Annotated in this window: 20 protein-coding genes; 6 read left to right on the forward strand and 14 right to left on the reverse strand. The window is 69.5% G+C overall.

The window, feature by feature from the left end; translation table 11 throughout:
* Nucleotides 1-126: 126 nt before the first annotated feature.
* Nucleotides 127-339 (reverse strand): hypothetical protein, encoded by a 213-nt coding sequence (locus AC1DXK_RS14740; RefSeq protein ID WP_457104544.1) that lies wholly within the window; start codon nucleotides 337-339, stop codon nucleotides 127-129.
* A gap of 162 nt (nucleotides 340-501) precedes the next feature.
* On the opposite strand from AC1DXK_RS14740, the gene AC1DXK_RS14745 reads away from it, so the two are divergent.
* From AC1DXK_RS14745 to eda, 3 genes are all read left to right on the forward strand, one after another.
* Nucleotides 502-1,623 (forward strand): asparaginase, encoded by a 1,122-nt coding sequence (locus AC1DXK_RS14745; protein WP_457104545.1) that lies wholly within the window; start codon nucleotides 502-504, stop codon nucleotides 1,621-1,623.
* A gap of 422 nt (nucleotides 1,624-2,045) precedes the next feature.
* On the forward strand, nucleotides 2,046-3,872 hold the full coding sequence (gene edd, locus AC1DXK_RS14750) for a phosphogluconate dehydratase (protein ID WP_457104546.1): 1,827 nt from the start codon (nucleotides 2,046-2,048) through the stop codon (nucleotides 3,870-3,872).
* Between the two features lie 25 nt (nucleotides 3,873-3,897).
* Complete coding sequence (gene eda / locus AC1DXK_RS14755) at nucleotides 3,898-4,527, forward strand: bifunctional 4-hydroxy-2-oxoglutarate aldolase/2-dehydro-3-deoxy-phosphogluconate aldolase (protein WP_457104547.1); 630 nt, start codon at nucleotides 3,898-3,900, stop codon at nucleotides 4,525-4,527.
* A 78-nt stretch (nucleotides 4,528-4,605) separates the two neighbouring features.
* Here eda and AC1DXK_RS14760 read toward each other — a convergent pair whose 3' ends face one another.
* Complete coding sequence (locus AC1DXK_RS14760; RefSeq protein WP_457104548.1) at nucleotides 4,606-6,717, reverse strand: ABC transporter ATP-binding protein/permease; 2,112 nt, start codon at nucleotides 6,715-6,717, stop codon at nucleotides 4,606-4,608.
* A 150-nt stretch (nucleotides 6,718-6,867) separates the two neighbouring features.
* Complete coding sequence (locus AC1DXK_RS14765) at nucleotides 6,868-7,185, reverse strand: hypothetical protein (RefSeq protein WP_457104549.1); 318 nt, start codon at nucleotides 7,183-7,185, stop codon at nucleotides 6,868-6,870.
* A gap of 293 nt (nucleotides 7,186-7,478) precedes the next feature.
* Between AC1DXK_RS14765 and AC1DXK_RS14770 the strand changes: the two genes are divergently transcribed.
* Both AC1DXK_RS14770 and AC1DXK_RS14775 read left to right on the forward strand, forming a co-directional pair.
* Nucleotides 7,479-8,111 (forward strand): 2OG-Fe(II) oxygenase, encoded by a 633-nt coding sequence (locus tag AC1DXK_RS14770; RefSeq protein WP_457104550.1) that lies wholly within the window; start codon nucleotides 7,479-7,481, stop codon nucleotides 8,109-8,111.
* A 20-nt stretch (nucleotides 8,112-8,131) separates the two neighbouring features.
* Complete coding sequence (locus tag AC1DXK_RS14775; protein WP_457104551.1) at nucleotides 8,132-8,812, forward strand: peptidase inhibitor family I36 protein; 681 nt, start codon at nucleotides 8,132-8,134, stop codon at nucleotides 8,810-8,812.
* Here the strand turns inward: AC1DXK_RS14775 and lpxB are convergent.
* From lpxB to AC1DXK_RS14820, 9 genes are all read right to left on the reverse strand, one after another.
* A complete protein-coding gene (lpxB, locus tag AC1DXK_RS14780; RefSeq protein WP_457104552.1) occupies nucleotides 8,782-9,972 on the reverse strand; it encodes a lipid-A-disaccharide synthase in 1,191 nt (396 codons plus the stop codon). The two genes, AC1DXK_RS14775 and lpxB, sit on opposite strands and share 31 nt — an antisense overlap.
* A 25-nt stretch (nucleotides 9,973-9,997) precedes the next feature.
* Nucleotides 9,998-10,861: an LpxI family protein gene (locus AC1DXK_RS14785; RefSeq protein WP_457104553.1), complete on the reverse strand. Its 864-nt coding sequence runs from the start codon at nucleotides 10,859-10,861 to the stop codon at nucleotides 9,998-10,000.
* Nucleotides 10,862-10,872: 11 nt separating this feature from the next.
* A complete protein-coding gene (lpxA, locus tag AC1DXK_RS14790) occupies nucleotides 10,873-11,691 on the reverse strand; it encodes an acyl-ACP--UDP-N-acetylglucosamine O-acyltransferase (protein ID WP_457104554.1) in 819 nt (272 codons plus the stop codon).
* Nucleotides 11,688-12,164, reverse strand: a complete 477-nt coding sequence (gene fabZ / locus AC1DXK_RS14795) for a 3-hydroxyacyl-ACP dehydratase FabZ (RefSeq protein WP_331317020.1) — start codon at nucleotides 12,162-12,164, stop codon at nucleotides 11,688-11,690. Before fabZ ends, lpxA begins: the two co-directional genes overlap by 4 nt.
* A gap of 108 nt (nucleotides 12,165-12,272) precedes the next feature.
* Complete coding sequence (gene lpxD / locus AC1DXK_RS14800; protein WP_457104555.1) at nucleotides 12,273-13,331, reverse strand: UDP-3-O-(3-hydroxymyristoyl)glucosamine N-acyltransferase; 1,059 nt, start codon at nucleotides 13,329-13,331, stop codon at nucleotides 12,273-12,275.
* Nucleotides 13,332-13,381: 50 nt separating this feature from the next.
* Entirely contained in the window at nucleotides 13,382-15,952 is a 2,571-nt protein-coding gene (gene bamA, locus AC1DXK_RS14805; RefSeq protein ID WP_457104556.1) for an outer membrane protein assembly factor BamA, read from the reverse strand.
* 422 nt (nucleotides 15,953-16,374) lie between these two features.
* On the reverse strand, nucleotides 16,375-17,529 hold the full coding sequence (locus AC1DXK_RS14810; RefSeq protein WP_457104557.1) for a M50 family metallopeptidase: 1,155 nt from the start codon (nucleotides 17,527-17,529) through the stop codon (nucleotides 16,375-16,377).
* A 164-nt stretch (nucleotides 17,530-17,693) separates the two neighbouring features.
* On the reverse strand, nucleotides 17,694-19,280 hold the full coding sequence (locus tag AC1DXK_RS14815) for a DHA2 family efflux MFS transporter permease subunit (RefSeq protein ID WP_457104558.1): 1,587 nt from the start codon (nucleotides 19,278-19,280) through the stop codon (nucleotides 17,694-17,696).
* 8 nt (nucleotides 19,281-19,288) lie between these two features.
* Nucleotides 19,289-20,545, reverse strand: a complete 1,257-nt coding sequence (locus tag AC1DXK_RS14820) for an HlyD family secretion protein (RefSeq protein ID WP_457104559.1) — start codon at nucleotides 20,543-20,545, stop codon at nucleotides 19,289-19,291.
* A 137-nt stretch (nucleotides 20,546-20,682) separates the two neighbouring features.
* Between AC1DXK_RS14820 and AC1DXK_RS14825 the strand changes: the two genes are divergently transcribed.
* The gene (locus tag AC1DXK_RS14825) at nucleotides 20,683-21,321 is read left to right on the forward strand and encodes a TetR/AcrR family transcriptional regulator (RefSeq protein ID WP_457104560.1); all 639 of its coding nucleotides are present in this window, start codon (nucleotides 20,683-20,685) and stop codon (nucleotides 21,319-21,321) included.
* A 31-nt stretch (nucleotides 21,322-21,352) separates the two neighbouring features.
* On the opposite strand, the gene dxr is transcribed toward AC1DXK_RS14825, so the two are convergent.
* Together dxr and AC1DXK_RS14835 are read right to left on the reverse strand one after the other, a co-directional pair.
* Nucleotides 21,353-22,531, reverse strand: coding sequence for a 1-deoxy-D-xylulose-5-phosphate reductoisomerase (dxr, locus tag AC1DXK_RS14830; protein ID WP_457104561.1), 1,179 nt, complete (start codon nucleotides 22,529-22,531; stop codon nucleotides 21,353-21,355).
* A 19-nt stretch (nucleotides 22,532-22,550) separates the two neighbouring features.
* Nucleotides 22,551-23,093, reverse strand: a 543-nt coding sequence (locus AC1DXK_RS14835) for a phosphatidate cytidylyltransferase (protein WP_477298146.1), incomplete at its 5' end; no start/stop codon positions are given.

Consider the following 23,093-nt stretch of genomic DNA (forward strand, 5'->3'; position numbering starts at 1 on the left):
CGAGTCCCGGTTGCGCCGCGCTGCCCGGTGGCGCGGTCGCGCGGAAACGCCTGGTAGCGCTCGCTAAGGTCGAACGGACTCGCGGCAGCGCAACTCCGGCGAGCGCCGGGACGGTTTCGGACGGTCCTACGAAGCGACGGCCAAGTGCGGGGCTGTCTGCGCCGCCGCGATCGGCTCCGGCGGCGCCTTGCGCGACACGTAGTAGATGTCGACGGCACGCCAGAACGCGCCCTGTTCCTCGGCCGAACGGCGCGCGAGAGAGGCCTCGAGGATCGACATGGCAGCCCGTGCCGGCGCGCTCCGCTCGAGTTCCTCCAGCAAGTCGGCGAGATGGAGCATGGGGCTTACCTCCGAGCGGACAGCAAGCCTGAACAACGCCCGAGCATCCGTAACGATCCGCCGCCCGCGGGCCGTCGCATGATCCTTGCCTCGGGCGGTCGGGCGGCTACCATCCCCGCGTCGAGTCCGACTCGTTCCCCCTTCAACCGTCGAGGATCCCCGATGTTCTCTTGCCGAAGCGGCGCGACCCTTCCCCTGCGCGGAGCGGTCTTCGCCCTGGCACTGGCCGGCGGATTCGGGGCGGCCCCGCTCTGCGCCCGCGAGATGCCTGACGCCGGCACCGCGGTCGCGGCCAAGAAGCCCAATGTCGTGATTCTCGCCACCGGCGGCACCATCGCCGGTGCGGGCGCCGACGCGGCCAACAGCGCCACCTACACCGCCGCGAAGGTGCCGGTGGACAAGCTGATCGCGGCCGTGCCGCAGGTGAACACCATCGCCAATGTCCGCGGTGAGCAGGTCTTCCAGATCGCGTCCGAGAGCTTCACCGACGCCCAGCTCGTCCAGCTCGGCAAGCGCGTGTCGCAGCTCCTCAAGCAGGACGACGTCGACGGCGTCGTCGTCACCCACGGCACCGACACCCTGGAGGAGACCGCGTTCTTCCTCGACCTCGTGGTGAAGAGCGACAAGCCGATCGTGGTGGTCGGCTCGATGCGGCCCGGCACGGCGATCTCGGCCGACGGCGCCCTGAATCTCCTCGACGCCGTGACCGTGGCGGCCAGCAAGGAGGCGGTCGGCCAGGGCGTCACGGTGACGATGAACGACTACATCCAGTGCGGCCGCGACGTGAACAAGCGGACGAACATCGTCCCCAGCGCCTTCTACAGCCAATGGGGACCCCTGGGGATGGTGGTCGAGGGCAAGACCTACTTCTTCCGCTCGCTCTCGAAGCGGCACAACATGAATTCCGAGTTCGACATCGACCAGATCGACAGCCTGCCGCTGGTGGGCATCGTCTACGGCTCGGGCAACATGATCCCGGGCGTCTACGACGCGGAGGTCCAGGCCGGCGCCAAGGCGATCGTCAATGCCGGTACCGGCAACGGTTCGGTCCCCGGCTACCTCGTCGACAAGCTCAAGGACATCCGCTCGAAGGGCACGCTCGTGATCCGCTCGTCGCGGGTCCCGGACGGCTTCGTGCTGCGCAACGCCGAGCAGCCCGACGACACGTACGACTGGGTGGTCGCCCATGACCTGAACCCCGCCAAGGCCAAGATCCTGGCGGCCGTGGCGCTGACCAAGACCACCGACACCAAGGAGCTGCAGCGGATCTTCTGGGAGTATTGAATCCAGGGTCGCGCTGCGTCTCGAAGATTCGACTCCATCCGGAGGCATGCCTCGAAGGAGCGCTTCGAGGTGTGCTGACGTCTGGCGTCCAGGATGACCGACCGCCACGGCTTTCGGGCAAAGGCGTAAGGTCACCGTCTTTGCGAGCGCAGCGAAGCAATCCAGGGTCGCGCTGACCTGGGTCACTTCGCTCCGCTCGTGATGACGATGCGGGCGGCATCGATCGAAAGCGAGAGCGAACGCTGCCTTGGACTTGGGGTTTCCTGAGCTGGCGGGCAGACCTCATGTCATCGCCGGCGTTCGCTCCGGGTTACATCCCGCAGCGCACCCCTTAGATACCGGCTACCGACGCGGCCGCGGGGCCGACAACGAACCGCGGCATCGGCCTCGCGCCCGTCGGCACCGAGCCTGGAGGAACGAGCATGACCGAGCTTCACCCCGAGGTCGCGGCGGTCACCGAGCGCGTGGTGGCGCGCTCCCGCGAGACCCGGCGCGCCTATCTCGACCTGATCGCCCGCGAGCGCGAGGCGGGGGTCCGGCGGGGCAAGCTCGCCTGCGGCAACCTCGCCCACGGCTTCGCGGCCTCCGGCGAGGACAAGGCGGCGATCCGCGACGAGCGGACGGTGATGAACATCGGCATCGTCACCGCCTATAACGACATGCTCTCGGCCCATCAGCCCTACGGGCGCTATCCGGACCAGATCAAGCTGTTCGCCCGGGAGCGGGGCGCCACCGCCCAGGTGGCGGGCGGGACGCCGGCCATGTGCGACGGCGTCACCCAGGGCCAGACCGGCATGGAGCTGTCGCTGTTCTCCCGGGATACGATCGCCCTCTCCACCGCGGTGGCTCTGAGCCACGGCATGTTCGACGGCGCGGCGCTCCTCGGCATCTGCGACAAGATCGTGCCGGGCCTGCTGATCGGGGCGCTGCGCTTCGGCCACCTGCCGACGATCCTGATCCCGGCCGGGCCGATGCCCTCGGGGCTGGCCAACAAGGAGAAGCAGCGGATCCGCCAGCTCTATGCGGAGGGCAAGGTCGGACGCGCCGAACTGCTCGAATCCGAGTCGGCCTCCTACCATGCCGCCGGGACCTGCACGTTCTACGGCACCGCCAACTCGAACCAGATGATGATGGACATGATGGGCCTGCACATGCCGGGCGCATCCTTCATCAATCCCGGCACCAAGCTGCGTCAGGCCGTGACTCGGGCGGCGATCCACCGGCTCACCGAGATCGGCGCCGCCGGTAACGATTACCGGCCGCTCGGCCTCTGCGTCGACGAGAAGGCGATCGTGAACGCCGCCGTCGGCCTGCTCGCCACCGGCGGCTCGACCAACCACGCGATCCACCTGCCGGCCATCGCCCGCGCCGCCGGCATCGTGGTCGACTGGGAGGATCTCGACCGGCTCTCCAGCGCCGTGCCGCTGATCGCGCGCGTCTACCCGAATGGCGCCGGCGACGTGAACCACTTCCACGCCGCGGGCGGCATGAGCTTCGTGATGGCCGCGCTCCTCGATGCGGGCCTGCTGCACGACGACATCCTGACCGTGGCGGGCCAGTCGCTGCGCGACCATGCCCGCGATCCGAAGCTCGACGGCGACGACTTGGTCTTCGAGGAGGCGGTGCCGGAGAGCCTGGACGACACGATGCTCCGCCGGCCCGCCGACCCGTTCCAGCCGGACGGCGGCATGCGACTGGTGAAGGGCAATCTCGGCCGGGCGACGTTCAAGACCAGCGCCGTCGAGGACCAGCGCCGAACCATCGAGGCGCCGGCCCGGGTCTTTTCGGACCAGGACGAAGTGCTGAAGGCCTTCAAGGCCGGCGAGCTGGAGCGGGACGTGGTGGTGGTGGTCCGGTTCCAGGGTCCGAAGGCCAACGGCATGCCGGAGTTGCACAAGCTCACCCCGCCGCTGGGCGTGCTCCAGGACCGCGGCCACAAGGTCGCCCTGGTGACCGACGGGCGGATGTCGGGGGCGTCGGGCAAGGTCCCGGCCGCGATCCACCTGAGCCCGGAGGCCCTGGGCGGCGGCCCGATCGGGCGGATCCGAGACGGCGACATCGTCCGCCTCAGCGCGGCTGACGGGCTTCTGCAGGTACTGGTCGACGACGCGGAGTTTGCCGCGCGCCCCGAGGCCGAGGCACCGGAGCCCGCGCAGGGCACCGGGCGGGAGCTGTTCGCGTTCATGCGCCAGGGGTCCGACACGGCGGAGCGGGGCGCTTCGGCAATGCTCGCCGCCGCCGGCCTTTGAGAACCGCATCCAGGAGGTATCGGTCATGAACGATCTGACCAGCATCGACGCGCTGATGCGCTCCGTGCCCGTCATTCCGGTCCTGGTGATCGACGACGTGGCCCAGGCCCGCCCCATCGCCGAGGCCCTGGTGAAGGGCGGCCTGACCGCCCTGGAGGTCACCTTGCGCACGCCGGCAGCCCTCGAGGTGATCCGGGAGATGACCCGGGTCGAGGGGGCGGTTGTCGGGGCCGGGACGGTGCTCAATCCCCGCGACTTGGAGAACGCCCTGGCGGCGGGGGCCGAGTTCATCGTCTCGCCGGGACTCACCGACCCGCTGACCGACGCCGCCAAGGCCAACGGCGTGCCCTACCTGCCGGGCGTCGCCACGGCGGCCGACATCATGCGGGGCCTCGATCACGGGCTCGACCGGTTCAAGTTCTTCCCGGCCGAGGCCGCGGGCGGGATCAAGGCGCTGAAGGCGCAAGCGGCGGTATTCGGCGCGGTGCGCTTCTGCCCGACCGGCGGGATCACCGAAGCGAGCGCCCCGGACTGGCTGGCAATCCCGTCGGTGCTCTGCGTCGGCGGCAGCTGGGTGGTGAAGCCCGGCACGCCGGATCCCGCGGCGATCGAGCAGGCGGCCCGCGCCGCCGCCGGGCTGCGGAAGGCGACCTGAGATCGGACCGGTCCTGGCGCTAGCGCTTGTCCTCCGCCGGCTGCGGCTGGGGAGGGACAGCGCGGAGCGGGAGCTGCCCTACTCCGCCGGCAGCGGCTCCCGGCGCGCCCGGGGCACGAACACGCCGCCCTCAGGCTCCAGCGTGATCCGCCGGTCGTGGAAGGCGTCGAGGGTCGAGCGGTGGCCAATCGACACGATGGTCGTCCCCGGCAGCCGCTCGCGCAGCATCCGGTAGAGCGCAGCCTCGGAGGGCTCGTCCAGGGAGGCCGTCGCCTCGTCGAGGAACAGCCATTCCGGCTTGGACAGGATCGCCCGAGCGATGGCCAGCCTCTGCTGCTCGCCCCCGGAGAGGCGCCGCTCCCAGGTATCGGTCTCGTCCAGGCGATCCGCCAAATGGGTGAGCTGGGCGGCCGTCAGCGCATCCCTGATCGCCGCGTCGGAGAACTGGTCCGTGGTGTTCGGGTAGACCACGGCCCCGCGGAGCGTACCCTGCGGGATGTAGGGCCGCTGCGGCAGCACCAGGGCCGACTGCCCGGCCGGCACGTCGACCCGGCCCTTGCCGAACGGCCAGATCCCCGCGATCGCCCGGAACATTGTCGACTTGCCCGAACCGGAGGGGCCGGTGACCAGGGTTGCGCCGCCGCGCGGCAGCGTCAGCGCGTCGGCGGTGACGATCGGGCGGCCGTCCGGCAGGGCGAGGACGAGGCCCCGCGCGGTCACGTCGCCAGTGCTGTCGTTGCCCTGGATCAGTCCGTAGCCCGCATTCTCCAGCGCCTCGGCCTTCGTCATCGCACGACGGAAGGAGCCGAGACGGTTGGTATTGGCCTTGTAGGCGGCGAGCGTCGTGTAGGAATCCACGAAGAACGACAGCGAACTCTGCACCTGACCGAAGGCCTGCGAGGTCTGCTGCAGGGCGCCCAGGGTGATCTTCTTGGCGAAGAAAGACGGCGCCGCCAGCACCATCGGGAAGATCACGCTCGCCTGCCGGTAGCTGAACGTGAAGGCGATCAGCTTGATGCGGCGAAAGATGATGCCGATGTAGTTGTCGATGACGCTGTGGAACAGCGTCGCCAGCCGGGACGCCTCGGCACGCTCGCCGCGCAGCAGCGCGATCTGCTCGGAATAGATGCGGTTGCGGGCCAGGGCGAAGCGGAAATTCGCCTCGACCTGCTCCTGCCGGAAATCGAGCCCGATGAGCGGCCGTCCGATCAGGTGGGTGAGCCATGTGCCGACCACTGCGTAGGCGATGACCAGCCAGACCAGGAAGCCCGGGATCACCGCGTCGGTGAACGGCACCACGAAGTCGCGCGACAGGCCCCAGAGGATGACGATGAAGGAGACGAGCTGGGCGGCCTGGCTCAGAAGCCGGATCGACAGGGTCGTGGTCTGCACGATGAAGCTGTTGACATCGGCCTGGATACGCTGATCCGGGTTGTCGGCCTCCTCGTCGGTGAACGGGATCCGGTAATGCGTGCCGTTGCCGAGCCAGCGCTCGTACAGGCTGTGGGTCAGCCATGTGCGCCAGCGGATCAGCAGCGAGGAATCGACGAACAGGTCGAACATGCCGATGGCGATGTTCAGCGTGGCCAGCGGCACGAAGACCCAGAGCAGCTGGTACCAGAAGGCGTTTGCGTCGTACTCCTGCAGCGAGTTGTAGATATCGCGATAGAAGAAGTTGAACCGCAGCGTCAGCGCCACGTCGGCGAAGTTCACGAAGATGGAGAGCGCCACGAGGTTGCGCCCGATTCGCCCCTCGGTGGTTCCGAACCAGCGGAACAGACCGATCTCCTTCGTGGGCCTGTCGCGGTTGGCGAAGTAGGGGTCGGCGATGTTGGTGATCGCCCGGATCGGCTCGAGATACGAGATGCCGAGCACGATGGCGGCGAAGACCACGGCCCCGGTGGCCGCGAAGGCCGGCGGCAGCAGCGCCGCGATGACCGGCGGCAGCAGCCCCATCGCGGCGATCGTCTTCGACCCGGCGAGCAGCAGGTAGCCGACGCCGTAGACCGAGACGAAGACCTTCAGGTAGGCCGAGATGCCGTTCGACGCGACCAGGATGCCCGCCATGGCGAAGCCCGCGAGCGAGACGTAGAGCGGCGGGCTCGGGATGCCCGGAAACGCCAGCAGGATCAGCGCGGCCAGCGCCGTGAGGACGGCCTGGATTCCGAGCCCGGTCCTGAGTGCAGCCACGCGTCGATCTCCCATCCCCTCCACGCCCGCGGAAGGCGCTGCCGGCGGCCTTGGCCCCGGGTGATGGCGAGATAAGGGCACGTGCCCCGCGCTGTCGCGTGAAACTTTCGTCACGTGCCGACGGTGCGGCGATTTACGCGGGCCGCGCGCCTACCAGTTCCACTCCTCGAAGCCCGGCTCGCGGCACCGGTAGCCGATCGGGCATTGCGGGTTGTCCCGGGTCGGGGCGAAGCGCAGTTCCGCGATCTCGGAGCCGCTGCACTGGCCGGGGCCGCTGACGAAGCGCTCCGGAGCGGTCCCGGCGGCGATCACCACGTCGCCCTCGTTCCTCACCAGGGCCATCGCCTCGGCACAGGTCATCCGTGCGGTCATCGAGCCGCGCGGCGCCCGCGACTGGGCATGAGCCTCCGCCCCGGCCACGAGCGCGGCGAGGTGGGTCAAGAGCAAAGCGAGGGCCAACGGCCGCATCGGGAACGGGTTCCGGCACACACACCCGGGAAGAAAGCCCGCGGGTCTGGCGCCATCCTGCACAAGCGGGCCGTCCGAGACTGTCACCGGAATGTGCCACCACGCCGCTTTCGCCGTCGGACCGCCGCAATCGGCCGATTATGAGATTCCGGGATCGCCGGATGCAGCTGTAGATTTGTGATCGCGGACGCCTGCGCGGGCGTCCCCGGCACGACGGCGCGACCGGCCCTCCGGCACGCGTCTCCGGCGCCGGGCGTGCCGGCCGACCGGCGCCGGAGCCAAGGGACCCAGCGATGTCCGCCCTCTCGATCCTCGACATCTCCGCCGTGCGCGCCGCGCCCGTCTCCCGCGAGCCCTACGTCTACACGCTCGGCAACAACGTCCTGAATCCCGACGCGATCGACGACATCCGCCGCGACTTCCCCGACATCGCCAAGCCCGGCTACCTCACCGTCGACGAGGTCGCCCTCAAGGGCCGGTTCAAGGCGCTGATCGACGAACTGGAGAGCGACGCGTTCTCGGAGATCCTCGGCGAAAAGTTCGGGATCGACCTCGTCTCATGCCCGCGGCTGACCACCATCATGCGCCGCAGCCAGCTCAAATACGGCTCGATCCACACCGACGGCCCCTCGAAGGTGCTGACCCTGCTCGTCTACATGAACGACGCCTGGGACGCCCCGGCCGCCGGCCGCCTGCGGGTGCTGTACGACGGGCGCAACTACGAGCCCTTCGCGGTCGAGGTGCCGCCGACCATGGGCACGATGTTCGCCTTCCTGCGCGCCGACAATTCCTGGCACGGCCACGAGCCCTTCGAGGGCGAGCGGCGGGTGGTGCAGGTCGCGTGGCTGAAGGACGCGTCGGAATTGGAGCGCAAGCGCAAGCGCAACCGCACGGCCCAGTTCCTGAAGGGTATCTTCGGCCGCTGATCGGACAAACGGGGGGGATCATGGGGGCGGTCGTGCTGGCGAATCCGGGCGACGGGGAGCATTCCGGCTCCCGGCGCCGCTACGCCCTGCCGGCGCTCCTGGTCCTGGGCTGGATCGGCCTCTTCGCCTACAGCATCGCCTACCTGACGGAGGATCTGCCGTTTCGCCCCGCGCCGGTCTCCGCCGGGCCGCGCGCGGCCCCACACCGGGTCGTGATGCTCGACAGCCCCGACGAGCCGGCGCCACCCGCGGAGGCGACGGGGCCTGACGCCCCGTCGAACACCCCTTCGACCGCCATGGCGGCGTCGGGACCGCAGGCGGCCGCGGCGATGCCGGGCGATGCGGCAAAGGCCCCGCCGGCAGCGGTACCGACTCCTGCCCCTGTGTCGGCCCCTGTGTCGGCCAACGTCGACTATGTCGGCGTCTGGGGGCCGACCCACGAAGCCTGCGGGACCCGGTCGCGGCGCCGGGGCTACATCCCGGCCACGATCACGCAGGATCGCGCCCGCGCCGGCCGGACGATCTGCACCTTCCACGACACGCGGCGGGCCGGCGCCGCCTGGGTCACCTCGGCCGAATGCAGCGATCGCGGCCGGCACTGGTCCTCCCAGGTCCGCCTGCAGGTGGACGGAGACCATCTGACCTGGTCGAGCAGCCGCGGGACCTCGGCCTATATCCGCTGCGGCCGGCGCGCCGGCTGAGCCTCTCGGGCGTCCGCCGCGCGCAGGACGATCCGCGCGGCGGCCCGGCTCGGCGTATCGGCTTCCGCGAGCCGCATCCGTCCGTCGATCCGGGCGAGGGCGGCGAGTTGCGCGTCGCGCTCGGCACCGCCCACCAGCAGCGGCCTCAGTGCCTCCGCGAGAGGCCCGGGGGTGCAGGCGGCCTGGACGAATTCCGGCATGGCGTTCTCCGCCAGGATCAGGTTCGGCAGCACGATGCTCGGGACCTGGATGAGCCGACGGGCGATGATCTCCTCGGCCCGCGACACCTTGTAGGCGACGACCATCGGGACGCCGGCGAGGGCCAGTTCCAGCGTCACCGTGCCGGAAGCGGCGAGCGCCGCCCGGGCCTCCCGGAAGGCCGCGTATTTCGGCGCCTCGCCGGTCACGATCCGGACCGGCACCGGCCAGTCGGCGGCCATCCGTTCGAGCAGCGCCCGGTGGCGGGTCACGGCGGGCAGCAGCGCCTCGATCGCGAGCGTGCCGGCCACCCGCGCGAGCGCCGCCCCGAAGACCGGCATGAGCCGCTCGATCTCGGACCGGCGGGAGCCGGGTAGCACCACGAGGCTGTAGGGGACGGCTTCGCGCCGCCGCCGCTCGGCTCCGATTGGCCGAAGTTCCGGAAGGCGCTCGATCAGCGGGTGCCCGACATAGGTGCAGGGCGGGCCGCCCAGCCGCCGGTGTGCGTCGGGCTCGAACGGCAGGAGCGCCAGGACATGGTCGATGAACGGCCGCATGCCCTTCGCCCGCCAGGGCCGCCAGGCCCAGACGCTCGGCGAGACGTAGTCGATGATCGGGATCTCGGGGGACGCTTTGCGCACCCGCCGCGCGACCGCGTGGGTGAAACCGGGGCTGTCGATGATCACCAGCACGTCCGGCTTGGCGCGGACCGCATCCGCAACGGTCTCGCGGATGCGCCTCAGGAGCGTCGGCGCGCGGGCGAGCACCGGCAGGTACCCCATCACCGCCACGTCATCCATGGGGAACAGGGACGAGAACCCTTCCTCCGCCATGGCCTCGCCGCCGACACCGCCGAAGACCACGCCGGGGGCCGCCTCGCGCAGAGCCCGCATCAGCTTGGCGCCGAGCTGGTCACCGGAATCCTCGCCGGCCACGAGCCAGATGGTGCGCGGCTGGGTCATCGCGCAGGTCCCGGCACCCGAGGGATCACGCCGCGCCTCCGTAGCCGATGACGAACAGACCGAGGCGATCGGCCTCGGCAGCCGTGGCGGCCCGGTCGATGACCAGGGTGCCGCCGGCCTCCAGCGCCAGGCCGACGCAGCCGGCCCGCGCCGCGTTCCGGACCGTGCGCGGCCCCACCGCCGGCAGATCGATGCGCCGGTCCTGGCCGGCCTTGGGAGCCTTCACCAGAACGGTCGCGGGCATCGCCCGTCCGAACCCGAACGGCCGGCGCCCCAGCGCTCGAGCCCGCGCCAGCATCCGGTCGGTGCCCTCAGGCCCCTCCACGGCGAGGACGCGGTCGCCGGCCACGGCCACGGCCTGCCCCAGATCGTGAGACGAGAGCGCCTCCAGCACGGCGCGCCCAGCGCGGATCGACGCGGCCGCCCCGGCATCCGGTGTCCGGCACCCCAGGGGTCCCTCAGGGCACAGCAGGTCCGGGGCGGCCTCATGGACGCCAATGACCCGGTGGCCCTCCTCCTCCACCAGCGCGAGCGCGGCGCGCAGGAGGCGATCGTCGCCGCCGCCCGCAATGGCCCGCAGGGCCTCCCGGTTGCGCAGGGCAGCGCCGGCATTGAGGATCGCGGCCGGGCTCGGCCGGGCGACGCCGCCGGCCGGCACCACGAGCGCCGGCCCCCAGCGCCGCAGCAACTTCAGGGTGGCGGCGAGGTCGAGGAGATCGACCGTGGCGTCGGCGACCCCGCGCAGGACCGGCCCCGTGAAGCCGCGCAACGCGATGACCCGGAAGGGTCGCTGCGTCCGGCGCAGCGACTCGGCGACGAGTTCCGGCAGGCGTCCGGCCCCGGCGATCAGGACCAGAGCCCCCTCGGGCACGGGATCGGCCTCGGCCACGGCTCGGCCGTTCAGGCGGCGCTGATCGGGGTCGGGAGCTCGCGCGGCGTGCAGATCGAGCGCTTGCCGCCGAGCCGGATGAAATCGAGGATCTCGCGAACCGCCGCGTGCGATTCGAAGGTCGCGGCCACGTCCTCGACGCGCTCCATCAGCGTGCCCTCCGGGGCGAAGAGCAGTCGGTAGGCGCGCCGCAGGGCGTGAATGTCCTCGCGGGCGAAGCCGCGGCGCTGCAGGCCGATGATGTTGAGCCCCGACAGGTAGGCCCGGTTGCCCAGCACCATGCCGTAGGGGATGCAGTCGTTCTCCAGGCCTGACAGGCCGCCCACGAAGGCATGCGCGCCGACCCGGGCGAACTGGATCACGGCGGCGCCGCCGCCGAGGATCGCATAATCGCCCACGCTGCAATGGCCCGCCAGCATGACGTTGTTGGAGAAGATCACGTGCGCGCCGACGCGGCAATCGTGGCCCACGTGGGAATTCGCCAGGAAGGTGCAGTGATCGCCGACCACGGTCTCCAGGCCGCCGCCGCTGGTGCCGGGATTCATGGTCACGCCTTCCCGGATCAGGCAGTCGGCGCCGATCGTCAGGGTCGAGGCCTCGCCCCGGTACTTCAGATCCTGCGGCGGATGACCGATCGACGCGAAGGGGAAGATCCGCGTGCGGGCTCCGACGGTGGTGCGGCCCGCCAGCACGACGTGGCTGATCAGCTCGCAGTCCCGCCCGAGGACCACCTCGGGGCCGACGTGGCAGAACGGTCCGATGCGCGCCCCGTCACCGATCTCGGCGCCGGACTCGACGACGGCGCTCGGGTGGATGAAGGGGGCGCTCACTCCGTCACCAGCATGGCGCTGATCTCGGCCTCGGCGACCAGCGTGCCGTCGACGCGGGCCTCGCCACGGAACCACCACATGGTCCGGCGCTGATTCAGCTTCGTCATATGGAAGCGCACCTGATCCCCGGGGGTGACGGGCTTGCGGAACTTGCACTTGTCGATGGTCATGAAGAACACCTGCTTGGTGTTCCGCCCGTCCGCCCGGATGTGGCGGCAGCAGATCGCACCCGCCGTCTGCGCCATGCCTTCGATCAGGAGCACCCCCGGAAAGACCGGCATGTCCGGGAAATGGCCCATGAATTGCGGCTCGTTGGCCGTGACGTTCTTGATGCCGACGCAGGACTCGTCCCGGTCGATCTCGACGATGCGGTCCACCATCAGGAACGGATAGCGGTGCGGCAGCAGCTCCAGCAGCGTCTGGATATCGGCTATGCCCAGCTCGGTGCCGGTCTCGCGCGCCGCCTCACTCATCGAAATCCGCACCTCGACTTGCCGCCCGCAGCGGCCTGAATCCGGCCGCCATCGACGAACGGAGCGCCCTCTTCGGCAGAAATCGCCGGAAGCGCAAGGCCTTCCCGGTCACGCGCCGTCGTCGGAGGCATCCTTCCCCGACCGTTCGGCGAGGCGCGCCAGGGTCGTCAGTTCGCGGAACCAAGCCCGCACAGGCTTGGCGGGCGTTCCGCCCCAGCGGCTGCCCGGCGGCACGTCCCGGTTGACGTTGGACGAGCCGGCAATCTGTGACCCGCGGCCGATCCGCAGGTGGCCGACGACCCCGACCTGCCCGCCGAGGACGACGTAATCCTCGAGCGTGGTCGAGCCCGAGATGCCGACGCCCGACACGATGATGCAGTGGCGGCCGATCACGACGTTGTGGGCGATCTGTACGAGGTTGTCGATCTTGGTTCCCTCACCGATCACGGTGTCGCGGGAGGCCCCCCGATCGACCGTGGTGTTGGCGCCGATCTCGACATCGTCCTGGACGATCACCCGCCCGACCTGCGGCACCTTGAGATGGGTCGCGCCCATGGCGAAGCCGAACCCGTCCTGGCCGAGCCGCGCACCCGGATGGAGGATCACCCGGTTTCCGAGAAGGGCGTGACTGAGCGTCGACCCGGCCCCGATCGCGCAGTCGCGCCCGATGCGGACGCCCGGGCCGATCACCGCGTTCGGGCCGATCACGGTTCCGGCGCCGATCTCGGCGTCAGGCCCGATTACGGCGCCCGGATCGACGGTGACGCCGTCCTCGAGACGGGCGTCGGGATGGACATGGGCGCCGGGTGCGATGCCGCGGGCGGCGAATTGCGATCCGGGACGGAGGGCGTCCGGATGAAGGCGCCCGAGCAGGGTCGCGTACACGCGGTAGGGATCGCGACACACCAAGGCGACAGTGTCGGCCGGGCAGCGGGCGGCGAACCGTGGGGAGACCAGGCACACGCCCGCACGCGTGGCGGCGAGGGCATCGCCGTAGCGGGCATTGTCCATGTAAGCGAGATGCTCCGGGCCGGCGCTCTCCAGGGAGGCGGCACCGATGAGCCGCTGCTCCGGATCCGCCCCCGAGGGCAGGGTCGTACCAGCGGCCGCTGCGATCTCGGCCAGGGCGAGGCCGGTGGCGGCGGTGAAGAAGACGGGATCTGTCATGTGCGATAACGCGCCGACCGGGATGATCCGGCCGGCGCGCGAGGCTGTGATCAGAAGCGCGAGCCGCCGGAGAAGCGGAACGCCTGGGTCTGATCCTTGCCGATATGACCGTACTTGCCGAGGATCGGGACGAACACCTTCTCACCCTCGTCCTTCGTCAGAGCGTAGGCGTAGTCGAACCGGATCGGGCCGAGCGGCGAGTTCCACAGGATGGAGGCGCCGATCGAGGAGCGGATCGCGGACGTATCGCGGACGTTCACGCATTCCGGCTCGACGCCGATCGTGAAGGCGTTGAAGTTACACTTTCCGGTCTGCGGCGAGATGCCGTTGATGAACGCATCGCCGTTCACGTTGAACGCCCTCTGGCCGTGGTAGCCGAACAGCGTGCCGGCATCGGCGAAGAGCGCGCCCTTCAGGCCCAGATCGCGCGGAACCGCAGGAAGCGGGAACTGCACTTCGAGGGTACCGCCGATATAGGTCGAGCCGCCGATCGCGTTCGAGCGCGCATCGGCGATGCCGACGTCGCGCGGACCGATGCCGTTCGGCGCGAAACCGCGAACGAGCGACGGGCCGAGGAAGAACTGGTCGGTCACACGAAGCGGATCGTTGTTGAGCGACGAGATGTGGCCACCCTGGAAGCGGATGAAGCCGACCACGTCCTCGAAGATCTCCTTGTAGTAACGCGCATCGGCGGTCACGCGGAAGAACTTCGAGTCGCCGCCCAGCCCCGCGACGTCGGGCTTCAGTTCGGCGTAGAGGCCGTTCCGCGGTGCGCCGATCACGTCCAGCGTCGAGTAGGCGAGCGTCAGGCCGGCCAGCGAGGTCAGCGTATTGCCCTGCGAACCCTTGATGGCGATCGAGGCTTCGCCGTCATACGCACAGTTCGGATAGACCGACTGACCGCCGATGTTCCGACCCGTGTTCGGGTCGATCGTCCCGGCCGCGTAGGTGGCGGTGTAGCCCGGGATCGGGATCGAGCAGTCGTTGTACGGCCGCTTGAGGGTGTTCGGCACCTTCAGCTCGGTGTTGTACAGCGAGTAGCGCAGCGTGATGCCGAACTCCTCGGTGATCGGCAGGCCGAGGCGCAGCTGGCCGCCGTAAACCGTAGTCTCGTAGCGCGAGTACCGGGTCAGGTCGGAGTACTTGTAGAAGGCATCGAAGCCGGCGGCGAGCCGGTAGCCCAGGAAGTAAGGCTCGGTGAACGAGAAATCGACGCCGCGCGAGTACTGGCCGCCCGTGCCGGCGAGCCGGACGTACTGGCCGCGACCGAGGAAGTTCGACTCGGAAACCGAGACCTCGCCGATGATGCCGTCCTGGGTGGAGTAGCCGCCCGCCACCGAGAACGAACCCGTGGGCTGATCCTCGACGTCGATGTTGATGACCACGCGGTCAGGCGCCGAGCCCGGCTCGTTGGAGAAGCGGACCTTCTTGAAGAAGCCCAGGCCGTTCAGGCGCCGCTCGGCGCGGTCGGTCAGCACGCGGTTGTAGGCATCGCCTTCCGCGATATCGAGTTCGCGGCGGATCACGTAGTCGCGGGTGCGGGTGTTGCCGCGGATGTTGATGCGCTCGACGTAGACGTGCGGGCCATCCTCGACCACGAAGCCCAGGGAGACCTGGTGGCTCCCCGGATCGCGCTGGCCGGTGGGACGGACCTGCGCGAACGGATAGCCGGCGCGGTTGACCTCGCGGGTGACGTTGTTGAGCGTCTTCTCGACGTCGTCGGCGTTGTAGACGTCGCCCACGGCGGTGGCGACATCGCTGTCGAGCTTCGTCGTGTCGAGGCCCGGCAGACGCGAATCCACCTGGACGGCCCCGACCTTGTACTGCTCGCCCTCGTTCACCGTGACGGTGATGACGTAGCCGGACTTGTCGCCCTCGACGTAGCGCGCGTCGGCGTTGACCACCTGAAAGTCGGCATAGCCGTTCTTCAGGTAGTAGCGGCGCACCTGATCGAGGTCGTTGGTGATGCGGTCCGGATCGTAGACGTCGGAGGTCTTGATGAACGACAGGAAGTTCATCTCCGAGGAGCTCATCAGCCCCTTCAGGGTCCGCTCCGAGAAGGCGTTGTTGCCGACGAAGTTGATCGAGAGGATGCCGGTCTTATCGCCCTCGTCGATCTGATAGATCACGTCGACGCGGCCGTTGGGCAGGTCGACCGTCCGGTAGGTCACCTTGGCGGTCCCGCGGCCGAAGCGCTTGTAGACGTCGCGGATGCGGGCGAGGTCGGCGTTGATGATCGCCTCGCTGTAGGGGCCCCGCGCCTTGGCCTCGACCACCCCCTCGAGGGTGCCCTTCTCGATCTTCTTGTTGCCCTCGAAGACCACGCGGTTGATCAGGTTGTTCTCGCGGACGGTCACCACCGTGCGGCCGCCGGACTGGGCGACCTTCACGTCGGAGAACATCCCGCTCGCGAGCAGGTTGCGGCGGGCCTCCTCGGCCGAACCCGACGCCGTCCCGGTCACGTAGGACCGGATCGTGTCGGCATCGACGCGCTGGTTGCCCTGGACGACGATCTGCTGCGCCTGTGCGGCCCCGCTCAGGACGACGCCAAGACCCGCAGTGACTAGGACGATGGTTTTCCGCACCGACTTCCGTCGGGGCTTCCCCGTCAACGACATCATGCAATCGCCCGTTTCTGTTCTGGTCGCGGGGGTTAGCCCGTCACAGGCGACCGTTGATCGGCCGTCCCGTCACCTGGTCCAAGCGTGGCTTCGGTCCAAGCGTAGCTCTTAGCGGGATTCCCCTGCCAAGCAAACGCGCGGTCGGCCATCGTCAGGGGATTTTGGGGGGTCGTGGCCTTCGCGCCACTTAACGGTGCCGTCACCCTGCCGACAATCCGCGGATCGTGGTGAACGGGACGTAAACGCCTGTGCCCACGGGCGTTTTCAGGCCCGCTCCCGTTCCCGCAAACACGATGGTAACCGTGTTTCGCACCGCCGCGACGGCGCCATCGAGGCCGCGGCCGGGCGAGATCGCGGCGGCATTGGGGCACCCTTTCCGGTGGAGATCCGGCGGAACCGCCGGACCCCGCGGTGGTCCGGGATCAGGTGTTGCGCCAGGAGGCACCGAGATTGAGGATATCGTTCCAGGCGGCGAACAGCATCAGCATCAGAACCAGGGCGAGGCCGATGCGGAAGCCGATCTCCTGGGCGCGCTCGCTGAGCGGACGGCCGCGCACGATCTCGAAGGCGTAAAACAGGAGGTGGCCGCCATCGAGCAGCGGCACCGGAAACAGGTTCAGGAGACCGATCGAGACGGAGAGCAGCGCGATCAGGCCGACGAGGCCGCCGACGCCCCCGGTCTTGGCGACCTCGCCGGAGACGCGGGCGATGCCGATGGGGCCGGACAGCTGGTCGGCGGATTCGCGGCCCGTGGCGAGCTTGCTCAGATACGAGAAGGTGCGCTCGACCACGAAGTAGGTCTCGCGCACGCCGAGATCCAGGGAGTCCAGCGCCCCGTACCGCACCAGCTTGGCCTCCGAACCCGCCGGCGACCGGATGCCGAGACGGCCGATCCGGTGGCGGCCGAAGGGCGTCTTCTCCTCGAAGGTGGCCGGCGTCGCCTGGATGGTGATGGGCTGCTCGTTGCGCTCGACCGTGAAGGTCAGCGGCGTGCCGGCGCTGCCGGTCACCGTGCGGTACATGGCGTTGAAGTCGCCGATCTTCTCGCCGTCGATAGCGGTGATCACGTCACCGGGCTGGAAGCCGGCCTGGGCGGCGACACTGCCCGCCTCTACCGCAGAGACCCGGGCGGGCAGCTCGTAGCGACCGCCGAGCCAGATCGCGCCGGCGAACAGCAGGATCGCCAGGATGAAGTTCGCCACCGGCCCGGCGGCGACAATGGCGGCGCGCTTGGACACCGGCTGGGTCGGGAAGCTGATTGCCCGCTCCTGCGGGGTCATCCGGGCGACGGCCTCGGGATCGGGCACGCTGGCGCCGTTCACGTCGCCGTGAAACTTCACATAGCCGCCGAGGGGGATCGCGCAGAGCTTCCAGCGGGTCCCGCGGCGATCGTTGAAGCCGAACAGCTCCGGCCCGAAGCCGAGCGAGAAGGCGTGCACGCCGACGCCGCACCACCTCCCGACCAGGAAGTGCCCCATCTCGTGCACGAAGACGACGACGGTGAGCACGAACAGGAATGGGATCACCGCGCCGAAGAAACTGCCGGCGGTGCCGCCCATCGCATTGAGGAAGTCCATGAGCCGTTCCCTGGCCGTCGTCGCGCCGGCTTCTCGGGCCAGGCATCGCACCAGTCTAGCAGATCGGCGGTGCCGACCGCCAACGCAATCCTGCGTGCCGGTCGCGCGAGGTCGCACGCGCCGTCCGCTTCCGCACCGGCCGGCCGATCCTCAGATGGCCCCCGTCAATGGCCGCCTCCGCCGCCGCCCACGGCGATCGGACGCCGGATCATCGGAACGGCACAGGCCATGGCTAGGAACAGCACCGTGAGGGCCAGGAACACGTCCTCGAACGCCATCACCAGGCCCTGGATGCGCACCGTGTTGGACAGGGCCTTCAGCGCCATGTCGGACGCGGCGCTGCCATAGGCATCGAAGCCCTGCCGCATCGTGTCGAGGCGCTCCAGCGCGGCCGTGTTCGCCCAGGTGAAGCGCTCGTGGAGGCGCGAGAGGTGGAGGTCCCAGCGGTCGTTGAGGATCGTGTTGATCAGGGCGAGGCCGACGGCCCCGCCGAGGTTGCGCGTCAGGTTGAAGAGCCCGGACGCATTCTTCATGCGCGCCGGCGGCAGCGTCCCGAGGGCGATGTTGTTGATCGGGATCATGCACAGCATCAGCGAGCAGCCGCGCAGCACCTGCGGCAGCAGCAATTCGTAGAAGTCCCAGTCCTTGGTGAGCCCGGTGACGATCCAGGTGCCGCAGGCGAAGCCGACGAATCCGATCCCCATCATGATCCGCGGATCGACCTTCCCGGACAGCCGGCCGGCGATGGGAGCGGTGGCGAACATGCACAGGCCGGAGACGAACATCGTCTCGCCGATCATCAGCGCCGAATAGCCCCGTACGCGGGCGAGATAGACCGGGTAGATGTAGGTCAGCCCGTAGAGCCCGATGCCGAGCACGAAGCTCGCGACGCAGCCGCTGGCGAAGTTACGGTCCGAGAAGGCCCGCAGATCGACGATCGGCTGCTTGGCGGTGAAGACCCGCCAGAAGAACAGCAGCGCCGATATCCCGCAGACCGCCGCACAGGCGAAGACCGTCTCGTCCTGAAGCCAGTCGTGATTCGGTCCCTCCTCGAGCACGTATTCGAGACAGCCGAGGAAGCCGGCCATGAAGGCGAGTCCGGCCCAGTCGAACGACTTGATCAGGCCGTAGTTGGGCTGGTCGAAATCGACCAGGATCCAGGTCGAGACCGTCACGAAGATTCCCGGCACGACGTTGATCAGGAACAGCCAGTGCCAGGACATCAGGTCGGTGAGGTAGCCGCCCACCGTGGGTCCGATGGTCGGCGCGAGGGTCGCCACGAGGCCGATCATCGGCGACACAATGGTCCGCTTGGAGGGCGGGAAGATCGTGAAGGCCGCGGCGAACACCGTTGGGATCATGCCGCCGCCGATGAAGCCCTGAAGCGCCCGCCAGACGATCATCTCGCCGATCGACGACGAGGTGGCGCACATCAGGCTCATGACGGTGAAGCCGCCGGCCGAGATCGCGAACATCCAGCGCGTCGAGAGCACCCGCGACAGCGTGCCGGAGAGCGGGATCGAGATGACCTCGGCGATGAGGTAGCTGGTCTGGACCCAGGGGATCTCGTCCCCCGAGGCCGAGAGGCCGGCCTGGATCTCGTTCAGGGAGGCCGAGACGATCTGGATGTCCAGGATCGCCATGAACATGCCGAACACCATGCAGACGAACGCCACCATGCGGCGGCGGTCGAGGGGCGGCTCGGCGGCGCGGGCGGGCGCTCCCGGCGCGAGGGCGGCGGTGGCGGCCATGAACGGTCTCAGCGGCTCGCGGTGCTGACGGGCTGGGCGGCCGAGGCCCGGTCCAGCACCGACCGATCCGCACCGGAACGGGTATCGACCCGGACGACGACCGACAGGCCCGGACGCAGCAGGCCCTCGCGGGCGACGTCCTCGGGCACGCGGACACGCACAGGCAGGCGCTGGACGATCTTGGTGAAGTTCCCCGTCGCGTTGTCGGGTGGCAGCAGGCTGAACACCGAGCCGGAGGCCGGCGAGAACGATTCCACCACCGCGTGGATCTCGCGGTCGGGATAGGCGTCGACCGTCACCGTCACCGGCTGGCCCGGACGCATGCGCTGGACCTGGGTCTCCTTGAAGTTCGCGTCGATCCGCACACTCTGGAGCGGCACGAGGGCGGCAATCCGCGTGCCGGGGCCGACATAGGCGCCGGCCTCGACGGCCTTGTTGCCCACCACGCCGTCGAAGGGGGCACGGATCACCGTGAAATCGAGGTCGCGGCGCGCCCGGTCCACGGCGGTGCGGAGTTCCGCCGCCAGGCTCTCCGCCTCGCGCTTCTGCGCCTGGAGGACGTCGACGTTGGCGCGGGCGGCGACCAGGCCGGCCTCCATGGCCTTGACCGACGCCTCGGTCCGGTCGCGGTCGGCGCGGGTCTGATCGATGCGCGACTTGGCGACGTAATCCGCCTGCATCTGCGTCGACCGTATGAAATCGGCCTGGGCGCGGACGGCGTCGGCGCGCGTCGCATCGAGTTGCGCGGCGGCTTGGGCGACCTGCGCCTGCGCGGCTTCGGTCTGGCGGGCGATGCGGGTGATGGTGCTCTGTTGCGTCGCGAGCTTGTCCTGCGCCGCCTGAAGGGCGAGGCGGTAATCGCCATCGTCGAGCTTGGCGATCACGTCGCCCTTCTTCACCGACAGGCCGTTCACCACCGGTACGGCGTCGAGGTAGCCCGACACCTTCGCGGCGAGCACCGAGATGTCGGCCTGCACATAGGCATCATCCGTCGAGACGAAGAACCGTCCGACTGACCACCATTGCCATCCCTCGTAGGCCCCGCCGATCGCGGTGGCGAACAGCAGGACGAGAAGGACGAACCTCTTGAGCGGACGCCTGCGGGGCGCTGTCGTCTCCGGCGCGGCCCGATTCGACTCTACCGCCGGCATCGGAGCGGAGACCGGTGCACGTGGCGCAGGATGCTCGGCCCGATCCTCGTCGCCGGCCTCGATACGGGCGTCGATGCCGGAATGGGGTCGATCCGCGTCCTCGCGAAGGGACATCTGACGCCTCAAGACTGATGACCGAACCGTTCGGTCAGTGAACGGGCACGTCTTGACGCGCCGTCGAAGAAGCCGCAGGTTATGTTGACCGAACGGTTCGGTCAAGCGCGGCAGCGCCTCGGAGGTGGAGCGGAACGATGGCTCAGGGTGCGGTGCTGGAGCGGCAACAGGCTCAGTACGAGGGCGACAAGCGTCGGCAGATCCTCGACGGCGCACGGACCGTTTTCCTGGCGGCCGGGTTCGACGGTGCCAGCATGGGCGAGGTCGCCCGGGCAGCGGGCGTCTCGAAAGGGACGCTCTACGTCTACTTCGACAGCAAGGAAGACCTGTTCGAGGCGCTGATCATTCAGGAGAAGTCCAGCCTGGCCGAGGCTCTCTTCACCCTCGACGCGGAGAACCCCGATGTGCCGGGCGTCCTAACCCGGCTCGGCACGAGCTTCCTGACGGAAATGTGCCGGCCCGAACACGTGTCGGTGGTCCGGATGGTGATCGGTGCCTGCGAGAAATTCCCGCGCTTCGGCCAAGCCTTCTACGAGGCAGGGCCGGCCTGCGGCGTCGAGCGCCTGTCGGCTTACCTCGACGCGCAGGTCGAGGCCGGCCGGCTGAGGATCGCCGATACGGAACTCGCCGCCCGTCACTTCCTGCATCTCTGCCAGGCCGGCTTGCTGACCCGCCTGCTGTTCCGGGCCGGCGGGGTCGCGAGCGAGGCGGAGACGCGCCATCAGGTCGACGAGGCGGTGCGGATGTTCCTGGCCGGCTACGGCGCGCTCCGCTGAAAGAAACCGCTCGCGACGGAGAAGAAGGCCGTCAGCCCGCCGCGCGCAGTTCCGGCAGGACCTCGGCACTCCAGATCCGGACATGCGCATCGATGGCGAGGGCCTCGTCGACGTCGGCCGGGGCGGTCCGGTACGACCCGGCGAAATGCGTGCAGGCGCGCTCGACCAGATCGCTGATCCCATAGAAGCCGATCCGGCCGGCGATGAACGCCGCCACCGCGATCTCGTTGGCCGCATTCATCACGGTCGGCGCCGCACCGCCGGCGGCCAGGGCCGCCCGGGCGATCCGCAGGCACGGGAATCGCGCCTCGTCCGCCGCCTCGAAGGTCAGCGACCCGAGCGTCACGAAGTCGAGGGACCGTCCCCGCTGGATGGTGAGGCGGTCGCCGAGGCCGAGGCAGTGCGAGATCGGCACCCGCATGTCGGGCAGCGCCAGCTCGGCGGTGACGGCGCCGTCGAGCCAGTAGACCATCCCGTGGATCACCGATTGCGGGTGCACGACGACGTCGAGGCGCTCCGGCTCGATGCCGAACAGGTGGTGCGCCTCGATCAGTTCGAGGCCCTTGTTCATGAGGCTGGCCGAATCGATGTTGATCTTCATGCCCATCGACCAAGTCGGATGGGCGGCCGCCTCGGCCGCGGAGGCGGCGGCGATCCGCTCGCGGCTCCACGTGCGGAACGGTCCGCCCGAGGCCGTGATCATCATGGTGCGGACGTCGGCGAGCGGCCGGCCGGCGAGCGCCTGGCTCAGGGCATCGTGCTCGGAATCCATCGGCAGGATCGTGGCCCCGTAGCGCGCGGCGTCGCGCATGAACGCGTCGCCGGCACAGACCAAGCTCTCCTTGTTGGCGAGCGCGACCTTGCGGCCGAGGCGGAGCGCCGCGTGGGTCGATTTCAGGCCGGCCGCGCCGCTCACCGCCGCGACGACGATGTCGGCATCCCGGGCGACCGCCTCCATGACGGCCCCCTCCCCGGCCCCATTGGGGATGCCGGAGCCGGACAGTGCCTCGGCGAGCGCCGGGCCGGCCGATTCGTCGGCGAGGGCCGCGAAGGATGCATTCAGCTCCCGCGCGACCTTGGCCAGCGCGACGGGATCCCGGCCGCCCACGAGGGCACCGACGCTGAACCGGTCCGCATGCTGGGCGAGCAGGTCGGCGGTGGAGCGGCCGATCGAGCCGGTGGCGCCGAAGACGGTGACGACCTGGGTCACGGGTTCAACTCCCTCATCGTCACGGGATCAGACCGCCCCCGCGCAGGGCCAGGTAGAGAGCCGCCAGAACGGCGACCGCGAAGAAACCGTCGAGCCGGTCCATGACGCCGCCATGACCCGGGATGATCTTGCCGGAATCCTTCACGCCGTAGCGGCGTTTCAGACCAGATTCGATGAGGTCCCCCGCCTGGCTGAGGATCGAGGCCACGGCACTCACGCCCGCCACCACCGGGAGGGAGGCGGCGCTGGGCAGGGTCATGCCGGCAAGATCGGCGATGACCGGGACGAGTGTCCCGGCCGCGACCGCGCCGATCAGGCCCCCGATCGCGCCGGACCAGGTCTTGTTGGGCGAGACCCGGGGCATCAGCTTCGGTCCGCCGATCTTCCGGCCGGCGAAATATGCGGCGATGTCGGTGGACCAGACCACCGCGAACATCCAGGCCGGCCCGACGAGGCCGATGGCGGGGTCATCGCGCAGGGCCACGGGYACCGCCGCGATCGCCGCCGCGCCGAGCACGCCGACGAGAGCCCGCAGCCGTCCCCGGCCGGTCCGCGCCACCGT

Source organism: Methylobacterium sp. P3_A11 (assembly GCF_056403155.1).